The organism is Paenarthrobacter sp. YIM B13468 (assembly GCF_042788025.1).
GTDB classification, from domain to species: Bacteria; Actinomycetota; Actinomycetes; order Actinomycetales; family Micrococcaceae; genus Arthrobacter; species Arthrobacter aromaticivorans.
This window is the reverse complement of record NZ_JBHZPI010000005.1, coordinates 1-21,089: the sequence shown is the minus strand read 5'-3', so window position 1 is coordinate 21,089 and position 21,089 is coordinate 1. Positions and strand designations below refer to the sequence as shown.

Annotated in this window: 16 protein-coding genes; 11 read left to right on the top strand and 5 right to left on the bottom strand. The window is 60.1% G+C overall.

Annotated elements, in window-relative coordinates; translation table 11 throughout:
* Window positions 1-12 precede the first annotated feature (12 nt).
* A complete protein-coding gene (purU, locus tag ACFX4T_RS06475) occupies window positions 13-876 on the bottom strand; it encodes a formyltetrahydrofolate deformylase (RefSeq protein ID WP_223948821.1) in 864 nt (287 codons plus the stop codon).
* A gap of 643 nt (window positions 877-1,519) precedes the next feature.
* On the opposite strand from purU, the gene ACFX4T_RS06470 reads away from it, so the two are divergent.
* The 3 genes from ACFX4T_RS06470 (at window position 1,520) to ACFX4T_RS06460 (ending at window position 5,748) form a co-directional block, all read left to right on the top strand.
* Entirely contained in the window at window positions 1,520-2,989 is a 1,470-nt protein-coding gene (locus ACFX4T_RS06470) for an APC family permease (RefSeq protein ID WP_223948822.1), read from the top strand.
* A 764-nt stretch (window positions 2,990-3,753) separates the two neighbouring features.
* Window positions 3,754-5,100: an NAD(P)/FAD-dependent oxidoreductase gene (locus ACFX4T_RS06465; RefSeq protein WP_223948823.1), complete on the top strand. Its 1,347-nt coding sequence runs from the start codon at window positions 3,754-3,756 to the stop codon at window positions 5,098-5,100.
* A gap of 453 nt (window positions 5,101-5,553) precedes the next feature.
* A complete protein-coding gene (locus ACFX4T_RS06460; protein ID WP_223948824.1) occupies window positions 5,554-5,748 on the top strand; it encodes a hypothetical protein in 195 nt (64 codons plus the stop codon).
* A 747-nt stretch (window positions 5,749-6,495) separates the two neighbouring features.
* On the opposite strand, the gene ACFX4T_RS06455 is transcribed toward ACFX4T_RS06460, so the two are convergent.
* From ACFX4T_RS06455 to ACFX4T_RS06440, 4 genes are all read right to left on the bottom strand, one after another.
* The gene (locus ACFX4T_RS06455; protein ID WP_223948825.1) at window positions 6,496-7,689 is read right to left on the bottom strand and encodes an endo-1,4-beta-xylanase; all 1,194 of its coding nucleotides are present in this window, start codon (window positions 7,687-7,689) and stop codon (window positions 6,496-6,498) included.
* 437 nt (window positions 7,690-8,126) lie between these two features.
* Complete coding sequence (locus ACFX4T_RS06450; RefSeq protein WP_223948826.1) at window positions 8,127-8,363, bottom strand: hypothetical protein; 237 nt, start codon at window positions 8,361-8,363, stop codon at window positions 8,127-8,129.
* A 172-nt stretch (window positions 8,364-8,535) separates the two neighbouring features.
* Window positions 8,536-10,380 (bottom strand): glycoside hydrolase family 3 protein, encoded by a 1,845-nt coding sequence (locus ACFX4T_RS06445; RefSeq protein WP_223948827.1) that lies wholly within the window; start codon window positions 10,378-10,380, stop codon window positions 8,536-8,538.
* Window positions 10,381-10,784: 404 nt separating this feature from the next.
* Window positions 10,785-11,441: a TetR/AcrR family transcriptional regulator gene (locus ACFX4T_RS06440; protein ID WP_223948828.1), complete on the bottom strand. Its 657-nt coding sequence runs from the start codon at window positions 11,439-11,441 to the stop codon at window positions 10,785-10,787.
* A gap of 158 nt (window positions 11,442-11,599) precedes the next feature.
* Here ACFX4T_RS06440 and ACFX4T_RS06435 point away from each other — a divergent pair, with 158 nt between their 5' ends.
* From ACFX4T_RS06435 to ACFX4T_RS06400, 8 genes are all read left to right on the top strand, one after another.
* On the top strand, window positions 11,600-12,937 hold the full coding sequence (locus tag ACFX4T_RS06435) for a sugar ABC transporter substrate-binding protein (protein WP_223948829.1): 1,338 nt from the start codon (window positions 11,600-11,602) through the stop codon (window positions 12,935-12,937).
* Window positions 12,938-12,943: 6 nt separating this feature from the next.
* A complete protein-coding gene (locus ACFX4T_RS06430; RefSeq protein WP_223948830.1) occupies window positions 12,944-13,879 on the top strand; it encodes a carbohydrate ABC transporter permease in 936 nt (311 codons plus the stop codon).
* Entirely contained in the window at window positions 13,876-14,778 is a 903-nt protein-coding gene (locus ACFX4T_RS06425) for a carbohydrate ABC transporter permease (RefSeq protein ID WP_223948831.1), read from the top strand. The genes ACFX4T_RS06430 and ACFX4T_RS06425 overlap by 4 nt, the downstream gene beginning before the upstream one ends.
* Window positions 14,779-14,941: 163 nt before the next feature.
* Window positions 14,942-17,356 carry a glycoside hydrolase family 3 N-terminal domain-containing protein gene (locus ACFX4T_RS06420; RefSeq protein WP_377651175.1) on the top strand — a complete coding sequence of 805 codons (2,415 nt, stop codon included), beginning with the start codon at window positions 14,942-14,944 and terminating at the stop codon, window positions 17,354-17,356.
* A complete protein-coding gene (locus ACFX4T_RS06415) occupies window positions 17,353-18,927 on the top strand; it encodes a GH1 family beta-glucosidase (protein WP_377651174.1) in 1,575 nt (524 codons plus the stop codon). Before ACFX4T_RS06420 ends, ACFX4T_RS06415 begins: the two co-directional genes overlap by 4 nt.
* 7 nt (window positions 18,928-18,934) lie before the next feature.
* Window positions 18,935-19,093 (top strand): beta-galactosidase, encoded by a 159-nt coding sequence (locus ACFX4T_RS06410; RefSeq protein WP_223948834.1) that lies wholly within the window; start codon window positions 18,935-18,937, stop codon window positions 19,091-19,093.
* 498 nt (window positions 19,094-19,591) lie between these two features.
* On the top strand, window positions 19,592-20,362 hold the full coding sequence (locus ACFX4T_RS06405) for a sugar phosphate isomerase/epimerase family protein (protein ID WP_377651173.1): 771 nt from the start codon (window positions 19,592-19,594) through the stop codon (window positions 20,360-20,362).
* A 2-nt stretch (window positions 20,363-20,364) separates the two neighbouring features.
* The coding region (locus ACFX4T_RS06400) for a Gfo/Idh/MocA family protein (RefSeq protein ID WP_377651341.1) at window positions 20,365-21,089 on the top strand (725 nt) is incomplete at its 3' end.

Genomic DNA, 21,089 nt, shown 5'->3' with positions numbered 1-21,089 from the left:
AAGGGTGATTTGTTAGTTGAAAACGACAGTGCGGTTGCCGTTCAGCAGCACCCGTTGTTCGGCATGCCATTGCACGGCACGTGCCAGGGCTAGCCGTTCAGCATCTTGTCCGGTGACTGCCAGTTGCGCCGGGCTGTAGTCATGTCCAACCCGAAGCACTTCCTGCTCGATGATGGGCCCTTCATCAAGCTCGGCGGTCACGTAATGAGCGGTGGCGCCGACCAGTTTCACGCCGCGGTCGAACGCCTGGTGATAGGGCTTGGCACCCTTGAAGCCGGGAAGAAAAGAGTGATGGATGTTGATGGCCTTGCCAGCAAGTTCGCTGCAGAGGTCATCGCTGAGGACCTGCATATAACGGGCCAGGACGGTCAGATCGACCTGATGTTCGGCGATCAAGGCAAGAAGCTTTTCTTCTGCTGCCTCTTTGGTCTCGGGTGTCACAGGGATGTGGAAGAAGGGGATACCGTGCGCTTCGGCCACGGGTTGGAGTGTTTGGTGGTTGGAAGCGATGAAAGGGAAATCGACTTTGAGTTGCCCGGACCGCCACCGGAACAGCAAGTCGTTCAGGCAATGTTCAGCCTTGGAGACAAGGAGTGCGACCCGGGGCCGGTCGGCTGCGTCGGACATGGTCCAGTTCATGCCGAACTTGTCCGCCGTCGTCTGGAAGGCCGCCTTCAGCTCACCAACGGCGACCTCGGAAGGGTAGGTAGCTTGGACGCGCATGAAGAACCGGTTGATGGACGAGTCATCGAACTGCTGGCTGGCGAGAATGTTGCAACCGTGTTCGACCAGGAAGCCTGAGACGGCGTGGACGATGCCCACGGTGTCTTGGCAGCTGAGGGAAAGAATCACTTCGCGGGTGGTGACGTGCTCCACAGTACTCCTAGAGGATTTCGGTGCGCACCTGGGCGGCCAGGAAGCGCCCTCGGGTAATTGGCAAGAGAGCATCGGATAGACAAGCCATATCCGGTAGCTGAACAGACTCGAACTTACGCGAGCAAGACCACTGCAGCGATGCTGAAAATGCCACAAAAGATCATCCTTTTCATATCAATGCCGGATCCGTCGATTTAGTGGAGGGGGTGAGCCCGTGGCAAAGAAATGTTGGAGCCATCCAGCCTCGACACACGAGCCCTTCACTCTGGGATCGTTCCCATGTCCCAGCGCCGAAGTCCCAAACCCGTGGCCTGAACCAGGTCTGCCGTAACGCACGGCTAGCCTTAGACATCCGTATGAAAAAAATCAAAGATATGTAACTTGCCACTATTGGTCTGCTGTAGGTCAGGTGGTGTTCTTGATGTAAGAAATGAGACCCAGCGCACATTCGATCAGCCGGTACACCACTAACGGCGTCGGTGCCGACCTAGAGAACACGAGCATCAGCTGATCCTGAGGAGCGTACGGGTAGGCAGCGCACACAACATGTCGAGACGCAGCCCGGCCGGCCATGCCGGCATCGACTGCATTCCCTCCGCAGCAAGGCCCGGCTTACCCCGGCCATAATTTTTGGAGCATAGAAATGACAACTGTGAATGAACAGAAAGAAATCCCTGAATCGCCGCCTGGGGAAGTGGCGACGAAACGGCTTACCGGCAATCTGACAACATCGGGGATTGTCTTCACCGTCCTGGCCTTCAATGCGCCTCTTACTGTCTTCGTGGGCCTGATACCCTTCATCATCGGCTCCGGGAATCAACTCGGAACCCCCGTCACATACTTGGCGGCGTGCGCGTTGGTGCTTTGCTTCGCTGTCGGATTCACGAGCATGGGCAGGCGCCTGTCCAATCCAGGTGCGTTCTACGCATATATCACTGCAGGACTCGGCAAACCGCTCGGACTCGGCGCATCGTTCCTGGCCCTTCTGGCTTACTTCTTTTTCCTCGCAGGCGCGTTCGCATTTGGTGGCGTATCCCTGGAGTCGTTGGTCACGGACGTGTTCTCTGGACCTGACATCCAATGGTGGGTGTACACCTTCGTCTTGATCGCCATCGTCGGAGTGCTCGGTTACGTCGAAATCTCCCTCTCGGCCAAAATATTGACCGTCTTCATGATCTTCGAAGTTGTCATCATCGTTGCCTTCGACGTGGCTTCGTTCGTCAATGGCGGCCCCGAGGGTGTGAGCGCCGCGCCTTTCCTGCTGTCGAACATTTTCTCCGGAAACGTGGGCCTGGCTGCTCTGCTGGGCGTCATGTGTTACGCCGGTTTTGAGGCTACGGCAGTCTTCCGCGAAGAGGCGCGCAATCCAGAACGTACGATTCCGCGGGCAACTTACATCTCCATCTTGTCCATGGGATCCATGTATGCGATCAGTGCCTGGGCCCTTATCACCGGAGTGGGGGCAAGCAGCGTCGTTGCCGCATCTGCAGAAGACCCGAGCGGAACCGCCACCGGGGCTGTCGCACTTTACCTTGGCAAGATCGCCTTCGATGTCGTCCTGGCCCTGGTTTGCACCAGCATTTTCGCGGCCATGATTGCCACGCACAATATCAGTGCCAGGTACATGTACTCCCTGAGCATGGACCACGTATTCCATGCATCCCTACGGAGGATCCACGTGAAGCATGGTTCCCCCCATGTGGCCTCACTTGCCACGAGTCTTGTCGCTCTGGTCTTCATCGCGGTACTGGCAATTGCCGGAGTAGATGGAACGTCCTTGTTCGGCATTCTCGAAGGGATCGCTGCTTATCCGCTGATCCTCCTGATGCTTCTCACCAGCGTTGCTGTCATCGTCTACTTCCGCCGGAATCCGCAGTATCAGGTGGGGGTATGGAGGAGCTTGCTGGCCCCAGGTCTGGCCGCTATCGGGTTTGCCGTGGTGGCCGTGATCGGCACGCAGAACATAGCCCTTTTGATCGGGGGCAATGAGGTCCTGGCCGGCATACTTCTGACGTTGTTCTATGGTTCGCTCATAGCAGGTATCGCTCTCGCTCTGATCTATCGCAGAAAGAACCCCGGGGTCTACGCCCGAATCGGCCGGCAGGGAGCCTAACCCGGCCAGCTGCCCCTCGAGGCCTCTCAAATCAACGAACACCTCCCGCTGAAGGGCCAGTGTCGACGCGCAAGCGTTTGCCTGGCCCTCAGTCATGCGCAGGTACAAGAAATCAGCCAACCAGACGTGCCCAAGAAGGCTCCTGTCACGGATGCGGCCCTAATAGAAGCGCGTGTCGATACTCGTCCGCTTTTCCACATCGGCATCAAGGGCCAAAGTTGTCACATCGTATGACCGCGCCTCACTGAGTACGGTGGGTCAGAAAGCCACCGTGGACCCAACTGCGAAGAACTTGGTACACATGCCGGATATGGCACTGAAATTCTTGCAAACGTACTATTCGAAGGGTCCTCGCCTAGGCGTAAGGTGAATCACATTGAGAGCTACTGAAGGAGATCACTGTTGGATGGGTGTGGGCCACGCTGGTTCCTTGGCCCTGCCCCGCGAGAGATCGAACTCGGCGTGCGGAAACACGTGAAGTTCGGTCATAGATAGATCAGTCTATGTGTACCTGTTTCGCGAAGATGCAGCGAACTACTAGCCAGCACGCCGCTGCAGCAAGGCTGTCGCAGATCGGCCAAACGGCAGACGGACTTAACTATGAGTGTTTGCCAACTATGAACCCAAAAGTTGAGGCCATCTGTGGTCTCAAAACCACCAGCCGGAACCCCGCCAGGCTGCCACGTCCGATCAACAATCGCCGTGAACAGTGTGTTGACGGGCTGGCTCGTCGCTGAAGTAAGAACAAAGAGGAGATGACCAAAATGGAGTCATTTGATGTCGTTGTCGTTGGATGTGGATTCGCTGGTGCAATCGCAGCCCGCGAATCAAGGGCTGACGGGAAGTCCGTGCTTGTGCTCGAAGGCCGCGAACGCCTCGGCGGACGCACCTGGTACAGGAAGTTCCAGGGAACAGACCAGGGAGTTGAAATCGGCGGCACCTGGATTGCCCCCGACCAGCAGAAGTTCGTACAGGCGGAGCTGGAACGCTATAAGGTCCAGACGTTCCAAAGCCCCGTGGCATCAAACTTTGGCTGGGGCCTCAACGGTGAGATGCTGAACACAGCCTTCCCCATCCCAGCCGACGAATGGGCCGCGCTGGAGCACGCCATCGTGCAGATCGACAAGGACGCAGACCGCATCCGCTTTTATGAAGCACCCCTTGGGCAACCAGGTTTGGAAGACCTGGACATACCGTACTCGGCTTACGTTGATGCCCTCAACGTCCCGGCCAAGACACGCGACTTCCTTCTGGCTTGGCCCACCTTCTACTTCGGCGCCTACCCTCAAGAGCTCTCCGCCCTTCACGTCATCTCCTGGGTGAGCGGCTTCGGAAGCTCCGTGGGCTGGTACACCCTGCTGACTGACAAATTCGTCGGGGGAACGAAGAGTCTTATCGAACACATCCTCGCCGAAGCTGAAACCGAGGTGCGCTACAACACGGTTGTGGCATCGATCGCGGATGAGGGTACGCAGGTACGAGTCGTCACCCGGGACGGCCAGACGATCCTCGCCAGGTCCATCATCGTAACCGCCCCCCTCAACACCTGGGAACGAATCAACTTCGTCCCCGAACTCCCCCACGCGCACCGTGCCATGGCCACCGAAAAGCAAGCAGGACAGTCCGTGAAAGTCTGGGCACTTGTGCCCAAGTTGGAAAGGGACTTCTACGGCATCGGCATCGACACCACATTCAAATGGATTGCATCGGAATACACAACCGATGACGGGACCTACCTTTGCTGCTTCGCCAGCGCCGAAGCTGACATTGATGCAACGGACCTGGACGCCGTTACCAATGCCGTACGCCAATTCCTCCCCGAAGCAACCGTCCTCGCGGTGGACTCGCACGACTGGAACAAAGACGAATTCTCTTTGGGAACGTGGATGGCGTACCGGCCAGGCCAAGTCATGAAGTACTCCAACCATCTTCAAGTACCCCACGGGCGCATTCACTTCGCCAATTCAGACTTGGCCTCCGGCTGGGCCGGGTGGATTGACGGTGCAATAGAATCCGCATTCACGGCAGCAAATGCGTCGAACCTCATGCTGGCCTCCGAGCGCATGCACATTCCCAATCCTCCGAAGCAGGCGAAAGTACCAACCCCGTAGGGCAGACCAGTGACGGGAATGCCAGCACTAGCCCTCTTCCGCTGCGGCTCCCATTGGAAAGAGTACCCGGATCGTATCTCGACAGGTCCGGGCGCTCTTCCCCGGCTGGCATCCTGCACTGCGAAGTCGTTAGCTCCCCCGCAAAGCCATGTGCAGGCTGAACTGGACCACTTACGGTTTCGTGCGGCGAGTGTTTCAAGCCAACATTCGCCCCACCAACCATCGCCAAGGCGCTCCACGCCGTAGCGACAATTAGCACTACTGACGGTCACCGAATGCAGGGATGACTTAGAGAGAACTCATCCCATTTTACAAATATTCTGCGATTCTTAGCCATTAGGCCGCACGAAGCTCCCGAGGAAGTCGATGTGGTCGACGTCGAGACCAGCCGGTCCAGCGCGGTCGAACGAGCGCGGCAACGATGGTGGTCCGGAAGGCTGAACAACCCGGCCATTGGGCGGCAGGATCGTCCCGGACGCCGTCATCGACCACTGCTATCTGACAGGGGCGGAGTCCGACCGCGCCGCCAACGCGCTGAAACTCGCCCAACTGACCGCTGAGGCCGCCGGGCGCGGGACCCTGCGGCGGTTCGACGTCGATCAGGCCACCGGCGAAGTGCACTCCAGTACCGTCACCAACTTCGAATAGAACAGTCACGGTGCCGGCGCTGGCGTCAGAATCGAACTGAATTCGGTTTCCCGGACGGCCGCTCATCATCTTCTTCCATCTCATCCCGACAGTCGAATGGTAAGAAAATGAGATGGAGCAGGGCCCGCGAACAGGGAAGTAGCCCAAAGAACACGGACTTGATGAGTCCACTTCGAGCCGCTCGGTAGGCATGCACACATCCTGACTGGTCGGACCCCTGATAAATATGAGAGTCTCGCCGCTAGCCAAGTCCGCCCCACGTCAGACCACCTTGACGTCAGTTTGGGGTGTAAATAACCAAGGCGGGGGCTTCTGGCCAAGACGCTTCCTCTGATACTTATGCTTTGGCCGCGGCACGGGACTGTGTGCATAGCGCGGGGCTGAAGCTCGGAGAGTCCGGAGAACCGTCGTCGCACCTCTCCAACCTGCGCGTTACCAGGGTGAGCCCCGGCGGGAGTCCTACCCGGGCCGGAGAGCGTCATTGGATGGCGGCGGACGGATTCCAATTTCCTGGCCACGGCGTGGGTTCCCAGCGTCGACTAGACCCTAGCTCCCATTTCGCTGCCGGCCGACTCGACTGAAGGCTTACTACTACGAGGGGATGAGATTTCCCGGGCGCCGTCACCCCTTGGATGCTCTACCGCTGTGCAGGAAGGACACTCGTTGTGGTGCGTTAGTGCGACCACGCACCACAACGGGTGTCACCGGGCGGCCGGTGCACAATCAGCTGCCGCGTCCATTTTCGGACTACAGTTGCAAGTCGCTGGTGTTGGAGGGTTTGCCGACATGCTGCTTGGGTAGTTTGCCGAGCGGGTACTTGAGTGGTTCCGTCTTCTCGACGTAGTTCCGCAGGGCATCACGAACGGCGAAGTACGCCGGCTTGGGGTTGTAGTTCTCGTCGAACAGGCACGGTTTCGCTCCCGGGAGCCATGTGTAGAGGTGCTTGTCCGTGAAGCCCCAGACGCTGATTTCCTTGATGCCGGCGTTGAGCGCCTCAGTGACGATGTTGCCGTAGATCTTTGCTTGGGAGACGGGGTCGTATGTGTGCACGTCCAGTTCCGCGATGGAGACTTCGAGTCCCAGCCCGTGGAAGAAGTTGGTCATCTCGGTGATGGCTCCGGGCGGAGGCCCCTGGAGTGTTTCGTGCATCTGCAAGGCCACGCCGTTGATCGGCACCCCGTCGGCAACGAGACCGGAAACGAGGTCGTACAGTTCCTGCCGCTTCCCTGGGAGTGATTCCACAAGGTTTTCGTTCAGGAACAGCTTGGCCTTCGGGTCCGCATCATGGGCGATCCGGAACGCGTCTGCGATGTAGCCTGGGCCGAGGGCGTTGTAGAAGTCGTTGTGCTGAAGGCCCCCACCCATCGTCTCCAGCGCCTCGGTTACGACGTCCCAGCGGTCCATCTTGTTCTTGTAGCGCTTCATGATCGTATTGAAGTGATTGACCATGGCGGCGCGGAACGCGACAGGGTCATTGACCTTAGATACAAGGTAATCGGGGTTGCAGCAACCCGAGATCAGGCCGTGGCCCTTGACCTGCATGTCGTTCGCTTTACCGAAGGCTGCCAGTCGGTCCAGGCCCTCGAAGTCGAAGATGCCCTCTTGCGGCTCAACGAATTGCCACTTCAGGTCGTTCTCGGGGGACAGGCTGTTGAACTGCTCGGCCAGCACCTCCGCGAACTGAGGTTCTGCCAGGTAGTTCGAGGGCCGGCCATCGGCCGTTGATGTCATGCCCTTGATTGAACCGGATCCGATGATGAGGCCAGCCTTCACGGCCTCCTCCCGGAGCGAGCCTATGCCACCCTCGGCCCCCACTGCGGGAAGCGCGTCTGAGGTTGGGCTTGGCGTCGTCGTGGCGGTTGCAGCCTGGCTGGCGAATGCCGACATCGTCAGGCCAAGACTGACCGTGGCGAGCATGGCTAGAGTTTTTCGCGTCTTCATTGGGGCGAATTCCTTCGAGTAAGTGACTGCCAACAGCGCGTTCGGCCGCAAGGTGACTGCTCGAAATACGAGCCAGCTTCCGGTGCGCTGGGATGGTTTCTGACCCCGGGTGGGGGCAGCCGTGCTATTCCGCCGCGGCCCGGTAAGGCGGCGGCACCGAGTTCTGCTTCGGTGGTGAAAAGGTAACCCGAAATTGTGACGGGTGCAACAATTTCTTTTGTTTGCTTGCCTGCGCACGTTGATTTGAAGCGCTGAAGACATGCGTGGGGTTCTTGCGCAAGGCGCGGGGGTCAGGGGGCCCGATCCGGAGGAAGAGGCCCCTGATCTGCCTCCCGAGGTTCAGCGCGGAACCTGTGAACCCGCCATTGTCTGTGTCGTCGGGGTCGGCGCAGCCGTGTTCCGGACGTGCTTTCCGGGTATGCCGATTGCCTTGGGGTCTATCTGCTGGCGTCGTCGTGTCGCTGGCGGATCAACCCGAAGGGGACAGCGGGATGAGCACGCACGATATATCTGCCCGTCTCGATCCGTGTCACGAGGATCCCTATCCGGTGCTTGCGTGCGGCCTTCTGCACGACGGATATCGCCTCTTCCAGAGCGTTATCCACCTCAGAGGCGTCCTTGACCTGTACCTCCAGCATGCCGGGCTGTTCCAGCTCTCCGGTCGTGATTTCCATGTGTTCCTTTCACCGCATCGAGTGCGGCGGTGCGAGGCGAAGCGAGGGGCGCTACGGCGGACGTGGGCCAAGCTTGATGCAGCATCCAGCGGTTTGCAGGGGAGCCGGGGTCAAGAGCCCTTGGACTGGTGGGGCGTCGGGGTGAACGGGTGGGTGGCCCCGAGGGAGCTGTTTACAGAGGTGCTTTGTGTCCGGCCGGGTAAAGACATTTATCGGCTGCGAGGCCAGTGTCCGGAGCGACGGTCCGGACGTCGTTCATTGCCATTGGCAGTGCGATTGGCAGCCGTCCGACTGGTGTGATTTCGCCACTGAGGACCCGCGATAATGCAGAATCGGATACTCCAAAACTGGCCGTGAGCGCGGATGTGATCGTTGAGATCGGGGTAAGGATGGCGCCACGGTCAAGGGCGACATCCACGATCAGGGGTATGCGGGAGGATATCGCGTTCAATCGGTAGATGAGGCCGGGCCGGAATTCGAGCCCTCCCTGGTGAAAAAATGATTCGAGGAAAAGGTCGTCTCTGGCGTCGAATGGTGCAGTGATTCTGATAATTGCTAGATCTGCTTCCTCCGGCGTGGGGACGATAGTTCCGAGCGTGCCGGCTATGGCGGGATCGATTCCCTCTATGTAGAGACGTTGGCCCGGTGCAACGGGAAGGGTCGGTTCAGTTCCGTGGAGCTTGTTCTCGAGGACACAAACGGAGCGTGATTGCGCCAGCTCGCCCGCGGCACGGTGTTGCGGGCTGCCAACGACGCGGGCCGCTGTATCTTCGTCGACGAAGGGGTTGTCGAAAAGCCCGAGCCGGAACTTCACCAGCAGCAGTCGTCGAGCCGAAGCGTCGATCCGGGATTCCGCTACGAGACCTTCATCGACCAGGCTGCGGAGAATTTCGACGCATTCTTCGCCGCCGAACTGGTCCGCTCCTGCTTCAAGGATTTTCAACATGCGGCCCCGGGCGTCGAGGTGTTCTACTCCCCAGGCCCGGGCGGGTAGGACCTGGTCGCCAATAACGTTGTCGTTGACGAGTTCCCAGTCCGTCACAATGACACCTTCAAAGCCGAGGTCCTCGCGCAGGAGTTCCTGAAGTATCTGGCGGTTGTAGCCGAAACCTACTTCTTCCGCCGGTTGCCCGTTTATTTCAAGACCCACCGGCATCCCGTAGTACGGCATGATTGCCGCGGTGTCATGCTCGATGGCAGTCCTAAAAGGTGCCAGATGGTCTTCGAATCGGCCGCCCGGGTACACCTGTTCGCGGCCGTAGGGGAAGTGGGCGTCCTCGCCGTCCTTTTGCGGTCCCCCGCCCGGGAAGTGTTTAGTCGTGCAGGACACGCTGCCGGGACCGAGCGTGGCGCCTTGGAAGCCATCCAGGTAGGCGGCCGTATGGACTATGACCCGATCGAGGCGGGAACCGAAAGTTTGCAGTTGGCGCCCCCATCGGGGCTCGGTGGCTAAGTCGATTTGCGGGTGAAGCGCAGCACGGATTCCGACCGCAGTGTATTCGGCGCGGGCGATCTCGGCGAACTGGCGGGTGGTTTCAGGTTCATCGATCGCGGCCAGGCCCAGCCCTTCCGGCCATTGCGAAAACGGGCCTGCGGAAAATCCGACGCCGACGTTTTCGGCGAATGCGTGGCGAGGGTCCGTGGAGATTGTGACGGGAATTCCGTGAGGCGTTTGAGCTGCGAGTTTTTGCAGGGCGTTGTTCCACCGGGCGGCTTCGCGTGCGTCGTCGAGTCCGTGGACATTGAAGTGGGTCATCTTCTTCGCCAGAACCACTACCGAGGTTGGTGATTTGCTGATGTGCCCGGCTGTCTCCAGCAAGGAGCCGCCTGGTTCTGATTCGATGACGGTCTGAAACAAGAGGCCGATTTTTTCGTCTAACGAGAGCCGGTTGAGAAGGTCTTCGGTGCGCTCTTCGGGTGTTCTCCGCGGGTCCTCAAAGGGGTCCATGATCCCGTTCCCGTTCAGGTCGCGGTACTGGATTCCGTCAGGTGTTGTTGCCAGATTTAAGTGGGTCATGTGGATCCTCTCCTGGATGGGCGGTTTGATTCTTCGTTTCGGCGAAGACGCGCCGAACCCCGAGATCGGAGCGAGTTAGTGCGCTTTTAGTGAGAAGGCGAGGGCACGTCCGGCAGTGTCTTTGCCGTAGTGATCGTGGAAATGGACTTCACTACCCGTCCCGCAGCGAACTCACCACTACCCCTGCGAGCCGTGCGGGCGATCCACACGCACGCTGCCCGGTTCCGGCCCGCTCATGGAAGGATCTCCTCGTTGAGGGGTCACGATGTCGTCGCGACAGCACAAGCGACATCGCCCACCTTACGACGAAATTGGAACGACTGTTACATTTTTCGGAGTTATGGTTCCGCTAAGGCCGCACTAACCACCCGGCACTGGAGCGGGGTAAAGAAGGATCGGGCAGGTTACCGGGCGGCAGGTCGGTCCGGAACGCCGGGGAGATCCTTCACCGATTCCGGAAGGGCCCATTCAAAGAACGCCCTCATGGATCTGGTCATGTCGGCGGTCGGGTCGATGAGCCATTGCAGCTGTATGCCGTCCCACGTGCCAATGAGCAGGCGGCTGAGGGTGTGTGGGTCCCGGGCCGGGTTGATTCTGCCTGCGGCCTGGTCGTAGGCGAAGGCGGCCGAAAGCTCTTCCGTTTTGCGCCGGTAACGGGCGACAAACCAATCATGCGCAGGGTGCGTGGGGGTGGAGGATTCCGCTGCCAGAATAGCGAAGAGGCGCAGCAGTTCAGGCCGCTCGATGCTTGACTCCACCCGCTCCAATGTGGCGGACGCGACCCCCCGCTCCGCGCAAACGGCATCGAAGTCGAACTCCTCGTTCCCAGAAGTGGTCCTGTCGGCCCGCTCGAGCACGGCCTCGAGAAGCTCGTACTTGGACCCAAAATGGTGGACGATGCTGGTAAGGCTCAGGTTGAGGGCACGTGCGATGTCCCGCAATGAACCGCCATGGTAGCCGTTCGTGGCGAACACAGTGGCGGCGGCATCGAGGATGTCACTCGATCGCTGCGCCGACTTCGCATACGGGCCCCTGGCACCGGGACTCTTCTGTTCACTCATGCTAGTGACCTTACTAACTATCGCCGGCGCCTTGGACAACACCGGTCCTTTGAAACTTCTTAAACAAAATTGTAGCAACTGTTCCGTTTTCGTGTAATGATGATCACGATCACCAAGGCGACCCGGTTCCGGGCGCCCCATGTCACAAGGAGGTAGACATGCCCAAACCAGCAGCAACATTCAAGCGGCGTACCTTTGTCGCAGGCTCGTTCATTGCAGCAACAGCCCTACTTGCCGGGTGCACCGCCGGCGGCGGTGGCGCCAGCAGCCAGTCGGGGGAGACCACTTTGACCGTCATGGTCGGAGCCAAGGATCTCAGCGCGGAACAGGTTGCCGAGTTCGAGAAGAACAACCCTGGCATCAAGATCAACCAGGTTCTGTTCGATGCGACCCGACTGAACACCATGCTTGCTTCGGGCAACCCGCCCGACATTACTGTCGGCGCCGCCGTCGGCAGCGCCAACTTCAACGCGCGGGGATTGGCTACGGACCTCACCCCATACCTGAAGAAGAGTGAGGTGCTTAAGGAAGACGACCTTCAGCCCGTCAACAACAGCTTCCGCTGGAACGGCACCAAGAGCGGCGAAGGTCCCCTCTACGGCATCGTCAAAGACTGGAGCCAGGACTCGACACTCTGGTACAACACCGCCCTTTTCGACAAAGCCGGCGTCCCCTACCTGAGTGACACCGAGGCAACCAGCTACGACAACCTCCTGGACATCGCCAAAAAGCTCACTGTCACCGAGGGCACAACAACGAGGACCTTCGGACTGGGCGTCGAATGGGACTGGTCCCTCTCCCAGCCCATGTCGGCGATGGTAATGCAGCAAGGTGGGCAGCTGTACAACGAGGACCTGACCAAAATCGACTTTACCTCGGCTGCCGCCAAGCGCGCCTTCCAGTGGTACGTCGATTTCGGGAAATCAGGGGTGGGCCCGACGTCCCTGAACCCGCTTCCGGACGGCTCTGACTACTCGACCTTCGCCGCACAGCGCATGGCGATCAGTCAGGATGGCTATTGGTATGGCGGCAACTTCGCCGCCCCCGATGCGCTGCAGACTGTCCGGATGGCTCCTTCACCTGTAATGGGGGACACGCGCGTCGCGCCGACGTTCTCCGGGCAGGGTTGGTGGATCCCGGAGAAGGCGAAGAACAAGGATGCAGCTTTCAAGCTCATGGAGTATTACATGGCCGGCACGCCGGCCAAGGAGCGTGCCGCGAGTGGTTGGGGCCTTCCGGGGCTGAAGTCGCTGAGCGATAAGTTGCCGCAGGATCTTCCATTCCAGAAGCAGGCGTACCAGGTCGCGCAGAACGAACTGCAGTATGCGAAGCCCCTGCCCGATTCGCCCTACATCTCCGTGGACCTGATGCAGAGCACGTTCAAGACGTACCTCGAGAAAGCCATCAAGGGTGAAATGAGCGTTGATCAGGCATGCGCGGCGCTCACGGATGAATTGAACAAAGCCCTCGCGCAGGGCAAGAAGCAGATTGGTTAACTAGTTATGGCACGCAAGTGGTCCCGCTACCCCAAGAAAGCGTTCTACGCATTCGTCGGGCCCTGGGTAATAGGTTTCGTGCTGCTGACGGCGTTGCCCATGGTGTTCGGGTTGCTTGTGAGCCTCACCAACTTCGACGGCAGCTCTCCCCGCTTCAAGTGGGTTGGCCTGGATAACTACGTCGAACTGTTTACTGACGGCGAGGCGTGGATGGCGCTGCTGAGGACGTTGCTTTTCACTGCCATCGTTGTCCCGCTGACCATCGGCGGATCTCTTGGCCTGGCGATGATCATCAACCGGCGGCTGAGGGCATTGGGACTGTGGAGGACGCTGTTCTTCCTGCCCTCAGTCGTCCCGGTTGTAGCCATGGCAATCATGTGGAAGCTTGTCTTCAACAGGGATTCAGGAATCCTCAACGCCATCCTGGGGGTCGTCGGCATCCAGCCGATCGCGTGGCTTCTGGACCCTACCGCCTTCTACGCTCTGGTGATCCTGATGCTCTGGGGTCTGGGCGCAGGCATGATCATCATGCTCGCCGCTCTTCAGGGCGTTCCGGCCGAGCTCGAGGAAGCGGCCACCATCGACGGCGCGGGACGATGGTCTGTCTTCCGGCACGTGACAGTACCGATGATTTCGCCCATCCTCTTCTTCCAGGTGATCACGGGCGTAATTGCGGCGTTGCAGGTCTTCATCCAGCCCCTGCTCCTGACCAGCTCGGCCGGGATCTCGAAGGTCAGTGGGGTGCCGGACAGCAACAACCTGTACATGGTGCAGGTGTACAAGGAGTTCTTCCTCAGCAACCGTTTCGGCTACGGATCGGCAATGCTGTGGATATTCTTCCTCATCATCCTCGGTCTGACGTTGCTCTTCCTGCGCTCGAGCCAGTCATGGGTGTACTACGAAGTCGACACGGAAGCCGAGAAAGAAGGAGCAACCAGATGACCACGACCGAGCGTGAAACACCCGCCGGGCTGGCACCCGAGGCCAAACATATCCGGAAAGCCGAAAAGGTCCGGAAGGACAAGCGGCCCCCGGCGATCCTCTACATTTTGATCCTGCTCCTGTCGGTGTTCTTTATCGGCCCATTCCTGTGGCTGATACTTGCGGCGCTGAAGACACCCGCTGAATGGGCCTCGTTTCCGATCCAGGTCCTGCCTGATAAGGCGCAATGGAACAACTTTGTCGACGCCGTTACCCAAATGGACTTTCTGGCCTACACGGCCAACTCTTTATTCCTCGCGACAACGTATTCGGTGCTGATCACCATATCGAGCGCTACGGTCGGCTTCGGTTTCGCCCGGCTAAGGGCCCCCGGGAAAAAGGCCCTGTTCCTGGTTCTGCTCTCAACCATGATGATCCCGCAGATTCTGACGCTGCTGCCAACGTACGTTCTCTTCTCGCAAATCGGGCTGGTGAACACCTACTGGCCCTGGATTTTGTGGGGGCTGGCCGCATCACCGTATATGGTGTTCCTCTTCCGCCAGTTCTTCTCGTCGCTCCCGCGCGAACTCGAAGACGCGGCAATTATGGATGGTGCCGGCTGGCTGAGAATCTTCGTCCAGATCTTCCTTCCCCTCTCCCGCCCGGTGCTGATCACTTCGTTCCTCCTGTCGTTCACGTGGACCTGGGGCGATTACATTGGACCCGCACTGTTGTTGGACACGGACCACACGACCCTCGCGGTGGCCATCACCGCGTGGTATCAGGACCCTAACGGAAACACCATTCCCACCGTGCAGGCCGCTGCTGCCGTGCTGTACATCCTGCCCGTCCTGTCGATTTTCTTCTTCGCCCAGCGCTACTTCGTCCGCTCCACCGTCTCCTCCGGAGTCAAGGGCTGAAGTCCGGGCCAAGTAGATACGTCGGCGGCCGGTAGCGACTCCTCCCCGACGTTGGCAACCGGCCCGGCCGCCACACCACGACAGCAGATGCCTCGGGCTGATCACCGTCCAAGCGAGAGGCCACCTCGGTGAGCCACACAGCAAGAAACTTTAGGAGCAAAAAGTGGAGGAAGCGCGCTTACGGGCCGTCGATCTGATCAAACGAATGACAATCTCCGAGAAGGTCGCACAACTATCTTCGCTGGTGCCGACGATGCTGTTCGACGCAGATGGCATTCGCCCCGGAATCGCCGCCACCAAGCTCGGTGATGGGATCGGGTACGTGGAACCCCATATGGGGGGATTCCCGCGGACTGCTGCCGAGGTCGCGCGGCTCAATAATGAGGTTCAGCGATACCTGGTAGAGAATACCCGTCTGGGGATTCCCGCCATCATGCACGTCGAGGCACTGAATGGTGTCAACGCACCGTCATTTACCTCGTTCCCCACAGGGATCGGCCTTGCGGCGACGTGGGATCCAGAAGGGGTCGGTGAGATGGCCGCCCTGACACGCCGGCAGATGCGCTCGGTTGGTTTCCACCACGCGCTTTCGCCGGTCCTTGACGTTGCAAGAGATGCAAGGTGGGGGCGAGTACACGAGACGTATGGCGAGGATCCCCACCTCGTGAGCGCTTTTGGAGTCTCGTTCATCCGCAACCTGCGTGGAGCGTCACTGAAGGATGGGGTGATTGCCACTGGCAAGCATTTCCTTGGTTACGCGATGAGTGACGCAGGGCTAAACATGGCGTCCGTGACCCTAGGCGAGCGAGAGCTCCGGGAGGTTTATGCGCGTCCGTTCGCTGCCGCCATCACACTGGCCGGCCTGGATTCGGTCATGAATTCCCTCTCCGATTGGGATGGCGTGCCCGCTGCGGCTGACCCGCGGATATTCCGCCACCTGTTGCGGGACGAACTGGGCTTCGAGGGGACAGTGGTCTCCGACTGGGGATCAATCGAGAACCTGGTCGTCCACCACCGGGCCGCGAGCAATGCGCGCGAAGCAGCGGTGCTGGGACTTCGCGCTGGCATTGACGTAGAGTTACCGGCTCCCTTCGGGTACGGGGAAGCCCTTATCTCCGCCATCCAGGACGGGGAGATCAGTGAGGCACTTGTAGATGAGGCGGTCTTGCGGGTCCTCACTCACAAGTTCGAGCTCGGCCTGTTCGAGAATCCGTATGTGTCCACCGATCAGGTCACGGTGATGTCAATTGCCAAGGAGGGCCGCGAGCTCTCGTCGCGGCTGGCGCACGAGTCGGTCACGCTGTTAAAGAACGACGGTGTCCTGCCCGTCGGCAATGCACAACGCATAGCCATCATTGGTCCTCACGCCGATGCGGTGGGTACCGCATTTGCACCATATACGTTTCCCGCATTCATCGCCCTGACCCGCGCTCTGCGCAGCGGAGTAGCCAGCTCCATGGTCGGAGTGGATGAAAGTACATTCCAGCCCGATAACTCCTACGTTGAAGGCGAGATCGGCGACCTCCTGGCAATGGGCGAGGACGAATACGCACAAGCCCAGTACGACGCCGTGTCGCTCAGCGAGGCCCTGCGGACCGCACTGCCGAACGCGACGATAGCGGTATCCGAAGGTTGCGATGTTGACGGCGGCATCGACAAAATCCCAGCCGCGGTTGACGCGGCACGCGGCGCGGACGTCATCATCCTGGCACTCGGCGGACTGGCCCGCTGGTTCTTCGCCGAGCGAACCGAAGGCGAAGGCGCAGACACCTCCGATCTGCGACTTCCCGAATCACAGCGCAAACTCGTCGATGCGCTCCACGCCCTGGACACACCGATGGTGGGCGTCCTCTTCTCAGGCAGGCCCCTCGCGTTGGGCGACATCGAACCAAAGCTGAACGGGCTCGTGCTCGGATACTTTGGCTCCGAATTCGGCACACGTGCCGTCGCGGACGTTCTCACCGGCGCCAGCGAGCCGCAAGGACGACTCCCGTATACCATGCCGCGATCAAGCGGTCAGGTACCAATCCACTCCAGCCAACGATTCGGCAGCGGCTACCGCCGCCGCGAAGGCGACGACCATGGCGGATATGTCGATGAGGCCGCCACACCACTGTTTCCGTTCGGGCACGGTCTTACCTACACCTCCTTCACGTACTCAGCACTGGCCCTCAGCACGCCATCAGTCGCCACGGACGGAGAGGTCGAGGCGACGGTCACGGTGACCAACAGCGGCAACCGCACCGGCACCGAAGTGGTCCAGCTGTACGTCGAGGACGAAGCACTCGGAATCTCACGACCTGCGCTTCAACTTGCCGGCTTCCAGCGCATCACGCTGGAGCCTGGCCAGGAAGCAACACTGGTCTTCACCCTGCAGCTGGCGCTCCTGGCCTACCTCTCGCTTGAAGGCAGGTGGATCGTTGAGCCAGGCCCAATGTCCATTTCAGTCGGCGCGTCTTCGGACGACCGCCCACTGCGCACTCTGCTGGACGTTACCGGCGGAACTGCGGACGTGACGGACAGCAGGGCATACCTGACTGAATCGAAGTCTCTGACCCTCACCGCGGATTTGCCATGAACCAGCCGCTGCATCGGAACCAACGCGGTCACACCACCGACGCGAAAGGACTGACCATGTACCACGGTCTCCTCGATACCGGACACATCGATTTACCGCCCTCGTTCATTCTTGGCGCCGCGACCGCCGCCTACCAGATTGAGGGCGGCGCAACCGAAGGGGGACGGGGCCCCTCCATTTGGGATACCTTTAGCCACACTCCAGGGAAGACCGAAGGGGGCGCCACGGGAGACGTCGCCGCCGACCACTACCACCGTGTCGAGGAGGATCTCGGGTTGATGGAGGCCCTGAACCTAACCGCTTACCGGTTTTCGATCTCGTGGTCCCGTGTCATGCCGACCGGTGAGGGCGAGGTGAACGCTGAGGGCCTACAGTTCTATTCACGCCTCGTTGACAGTCTGCTGGCGCGCGGAATCCAACCGGTCGTAACGCTCAACCACTGGGACCTTCCACAAGCGCTGGAAGACAAGTACGGCGGCTGGCGCGAACGCGAGACCGCCTTCGCCTTCGAAAAGTACGCAGAGATCATGGGCGCTGCTCTCGGTGACCGCGTCTATATCTGGTCGACCCACAACGAGCCTTGGAACAACTCCTTCTCCGGATACGGCAGTGGAGCGTTTGCACCCGGTGGAACAAGCCATGAAGATGCGCTCATCGCAGCGCACCACCTCAACCTTTCGCATGGACTTGCCGTCAAAGCGCTCCGGCGAACCATCACCCGGATCGACGCGCGAATCTCTGTGGCGCTGAACATCTTCCGCGTAGCCGCTGAAACCCCGGAAGACGCAGAAGCTGCGCGCCTGTTCGACGCGGTGGCGAACCGCGTCTTCACCGGGCCCATGCTGAACGGGCAGTACCCTGCCGACCTTCTCGCCGACACACGGAAATTCACGGACTGGAGTTTCGTCCTTCCCGGGGATTTGGAAACCAGTCATCAACCGATCGATCTCCTGGGCGTGAACTATTACGAAGTCATGCATGTGCGCCTGAACCCCGCCTATGACCCGGAAACCGAAAAAGACGGCGGCACCGCCTTCCCGGGCTCGGAAAGAATTGAGTTCCTTCGACGAGGAGACCTCGAGCGGACCGGGATGGACTGGGGGATTGAACCCCAAGGCCTCGAAGACCACCTCGTGGCACTTTCTGCTCAACATCCTGGTTTGCCGATCATGGTGATGGAAAACGGAGCAGCTTTTCCCGACACCGTCACCTCGCTGAATGGCAACAACGTTGTCCTAGATTTTGACCGTACCCGCTTCCTCATCGAACACGTCACGGCAACTGACCGCGCCCGCCACCGCGGGGCCAACGTTGTTGGCTACCTGGTCTGGTCACTCCTGGACAACTTCGAGTGGGCCGCCGGATACGGACCGCGATTCGGCATCATTCACGTCGATTACGACACCCTCCAGCGGACCCCGAAACTCAGCTCCCACTGGTTCTCTCAACTCTGCGCATCAAAAACCATCCCAACCCTGCGCGAGTTCTCACTCGACAGCAGGCCCGATCAGAGCCGGGCGCCTACTACTCACACAGAGGACGCCCTCGTGGCCAACCTGAGTAAGGATTAGGAATGCCGTGATCTTCCACGGCGTGGATTACAACCCCGATGTGGCGTATGTCCTCCTGCACGAGGACATACGCCACATGCAGCAAACCGAAGTCACCATGGCCACGGTCGGCTTGTTCTCCTGGGCACAGATTCAACCGAAGCCGGGCGTTTGGGATTTCACCTGACGCGACACCGTGCTCGGCCGACACAATGTTGACGGCGTCTGGATGCCCCTGGCCACCACCGCGAAATCCCCGCCGGTGGATGGAACCGCAAGCTCCGGGCGCCTCTTCCTGAAGTATTTGGACCCCCACCTGGTCAAAAGGAGAACAACATGGACGTTACCGACAAGGTCTTCGTCGTCACGGGAGGCGGCAACGGCATGGGCCGACAGGTCGTGCTGGAGCTGTCGCATTGCAACTCCTGCACACCGGATTCTTCAAAGACATCGCCCTCATCATGTCGGGCGTGCTCATCTCGGTCGTGCCGTTGCTGGTGCTGTTCTTCATCCCCGGCAAGCAACTCGTCGCTTGCGTTATGCACGGAGCCGTCAAGGGATGGGGCAGCAATCCGCACATCAAAAGACTGAAAGAACGCCCCGTAACAGCCGAAACAGGCTTCCGGGGTTCCCCGGAACAACAGCTAACCCCGATGTTTCAGAACGACCCGCAAAAGGAAGAACAATGTCCTATTCAATTCAGCTCTACACCCTCCGGGATGCTATCTCCGAAGACCTCCCCGCAACTCTCAGGAAGGTTGCGGAGATCGGCTTCACCCACGTTGAGCCCTACAACTTCGTCGCTACGGCCAAGGAGCTCGGCGCCGCGCTGAAGGACAACGGCCTAACGGCGCCCTCCGGCCATGCGCCGCTGCTGTCCCAGGACCAGGATGAAATTTTTACCGCGGCGAAGGAACTGGGCATCAGCACCGTCATTGACCCTTACCAGCCAGCGGACCAATGGCAGAACGCCGAAACCATCCAGGCCACTGCGGCCAAGCTCAACGCCGCTGCGAAGAAGGGCGCCGAGTATGGCATTCGCGTGGGTTATCACAACCATGAGTGGGAACTCGAGTCCATTGTTGACGGGCGAACGGCGCTGGAATACCTCGCCGAGCACCTCGATCCCGCGGTAATCCTGGAGGTGGATACCTACTGGGTGGCCGTGGGCGGCCACGACCCCGTGGATATCCTCACAAAGCTCGGCGACAGGGTGAAGTTCATCCACATCAAAGACGGTCCCATAAACAAGGACAACAAGGCACAAAAAGCAGCAGGGCAGGGCAACGTCCCGGTCCTGGAGGTGATCGCCGCGGCACAATCCCTCGAAGTTGGCGTGGTGGAATTCGATGACTACTCCGGCGACATCTTCGACGGCATCGCGCAGAGCCTGGCCTTCCTGAACAGCAACGCGGCCAGCGCCGGTACGGGCGCTACCGAAGGAGCCAACGCGTGAGCATCCCCGCAGCATCCAGTCCGTCCACCTCGTCTTCCCTTCGGGGGCCGGTGGGCGTCGGCGTCATCGGCGCAGGCAACATCAGCAAGGCGTACCTGGACAACCTCACGGTTTTTCCGGACCTGAAGGTTCTGGTCATCGCCGACCTCTTCGAGGACGCCGCCGAGGCACGCGCCAAGGAGTACGGCGTCCCCGGGTGGGGCGGCCCGGAAAAGGCGCTGTACCATCCCGACGTCGAAATCATCGTGAACCTGACCATCCCGGCAGCCCACGTCGAGGTCGCCACCGCGGCGGTCAACGCGGGCAAACACGTCTGGACGGAGAAGCCGTTCTCCCTGGACCGCGAGTCTGGACTGGGCCTGTTGAAGGCAGCCGACGCTGCGGGGATGCGGCTTGGCACGGCGCCGGACACCTTCCTCGGTGCGGGCCTGCAAACCGCTCGGAGGATCATCGAGCGCGGGGACATTGGCACCCCGTTGACCGGGATGACCACGTTCCAGACGCCGGGCCCGGAGTCCTGGCACCCGAACCCTGCGTTCTTGTTCCAGCACGGCGCCGGCCCGTTGTTCGACATGGGCCCGTACTACCTGACGGCCCTGGTCCAGACCTTCGGCTCGGTGCGTAAGGTAGCCGCCGTCGGCTCCTCAGCGAAGGCGACCCGGATCATTGGTTCCGGTCCGAAGGCCGGGGAGGAGTTCGCCGTCGAGGTCCCCACACACGTCTCCGC

What these genes read in the sequence shown, in the direction of transcription:
- ACFX4T_RS06425 (WP_223948831.1), top strand. Translation starts at nt 13,876, where the DNA reads ATGACCACGACCGAGCGTGAAACACCCGCCGGGCTGGCACCCGAGGCC.
- ACFX4T_RS06470 (WP_223948822.1), top strand. Translation starts at nt 1,520, where the DNA reads ATGACAACTGTGAATGAACAGAAAGAAATCCCTGAATCGCCGCCTGGG.
- ACFX4T_RS06415 (WP_377651174.1), top strand. Translation starts at nt 17,353, where the DNA reads ATGAACCAGCCGCTGCATCGGAACCAACGCGGTCACACCACCGACGCG.
- ACFX4T_RS06455 (WP_223948825.1), bottom strand. Translation starts at nt 7,689, where the DNA reads ATGAAGACGCGAAAAACTCTAGCCATGCTCGCCACGGTCAGTCTTGGC.
- ACFX4T_RS06430 (WP_223948830.1), top strand. Translation starts at nt 12,944, where the DNA reads ATGGCACGCAAGTGGTCCCGCTACCCCAAGAAAGCGTTCTACGCATTC.
- ACFX4T_RS06440 (WP_223948828.1), bottom strand. Translation starts at nt 11,441, where the DNA reads ATGAGTGAACAGAAGAGTCCCGGTGCCAGGGGCCCGTATGCGAAGTCG.
- ACFX4T_RS06445 (WP_223948827.1), bottom strand. Translation starts at nt 10,380, where the DNA reads ATGACCCACTTAAATCTGGCAACAACACCTGACGGAATCCAGTACCGC.
- ACFX4T_RS06450 (WP_223948826.1), bottom strand. Translation starts at nt 8,363, where the DNA reads ATGGAAATCACGACCGGAGAGCTGGAACAGCCCGGCATGCTGGAGGTA.
- ACFX4T_RS06465 (WP_223948823.1), top strand. Translation starts at nt 3,754, where the DNA reads ATGGAGTCATTTGATGTCGTTGTCGTTGGATGTGGATTCGCTGGTGCA.
- ACFX4T_RS06405 (WP_377651173.1), top strand. Translation starts at nt 19,592, where the DNA reads ATGTCCTATTCAATTCAGCTCTACACCCTCCGGGATGCTATCTCCGAA.
- ACFX4T_RS06435 (WP_223948829.1), top strand. Translation starts at nt 11,600, where the DNA reads ATGCCCAAACCAGCAGCAACATTCAAGCGGCGTACCTTTGTCGCAGGC.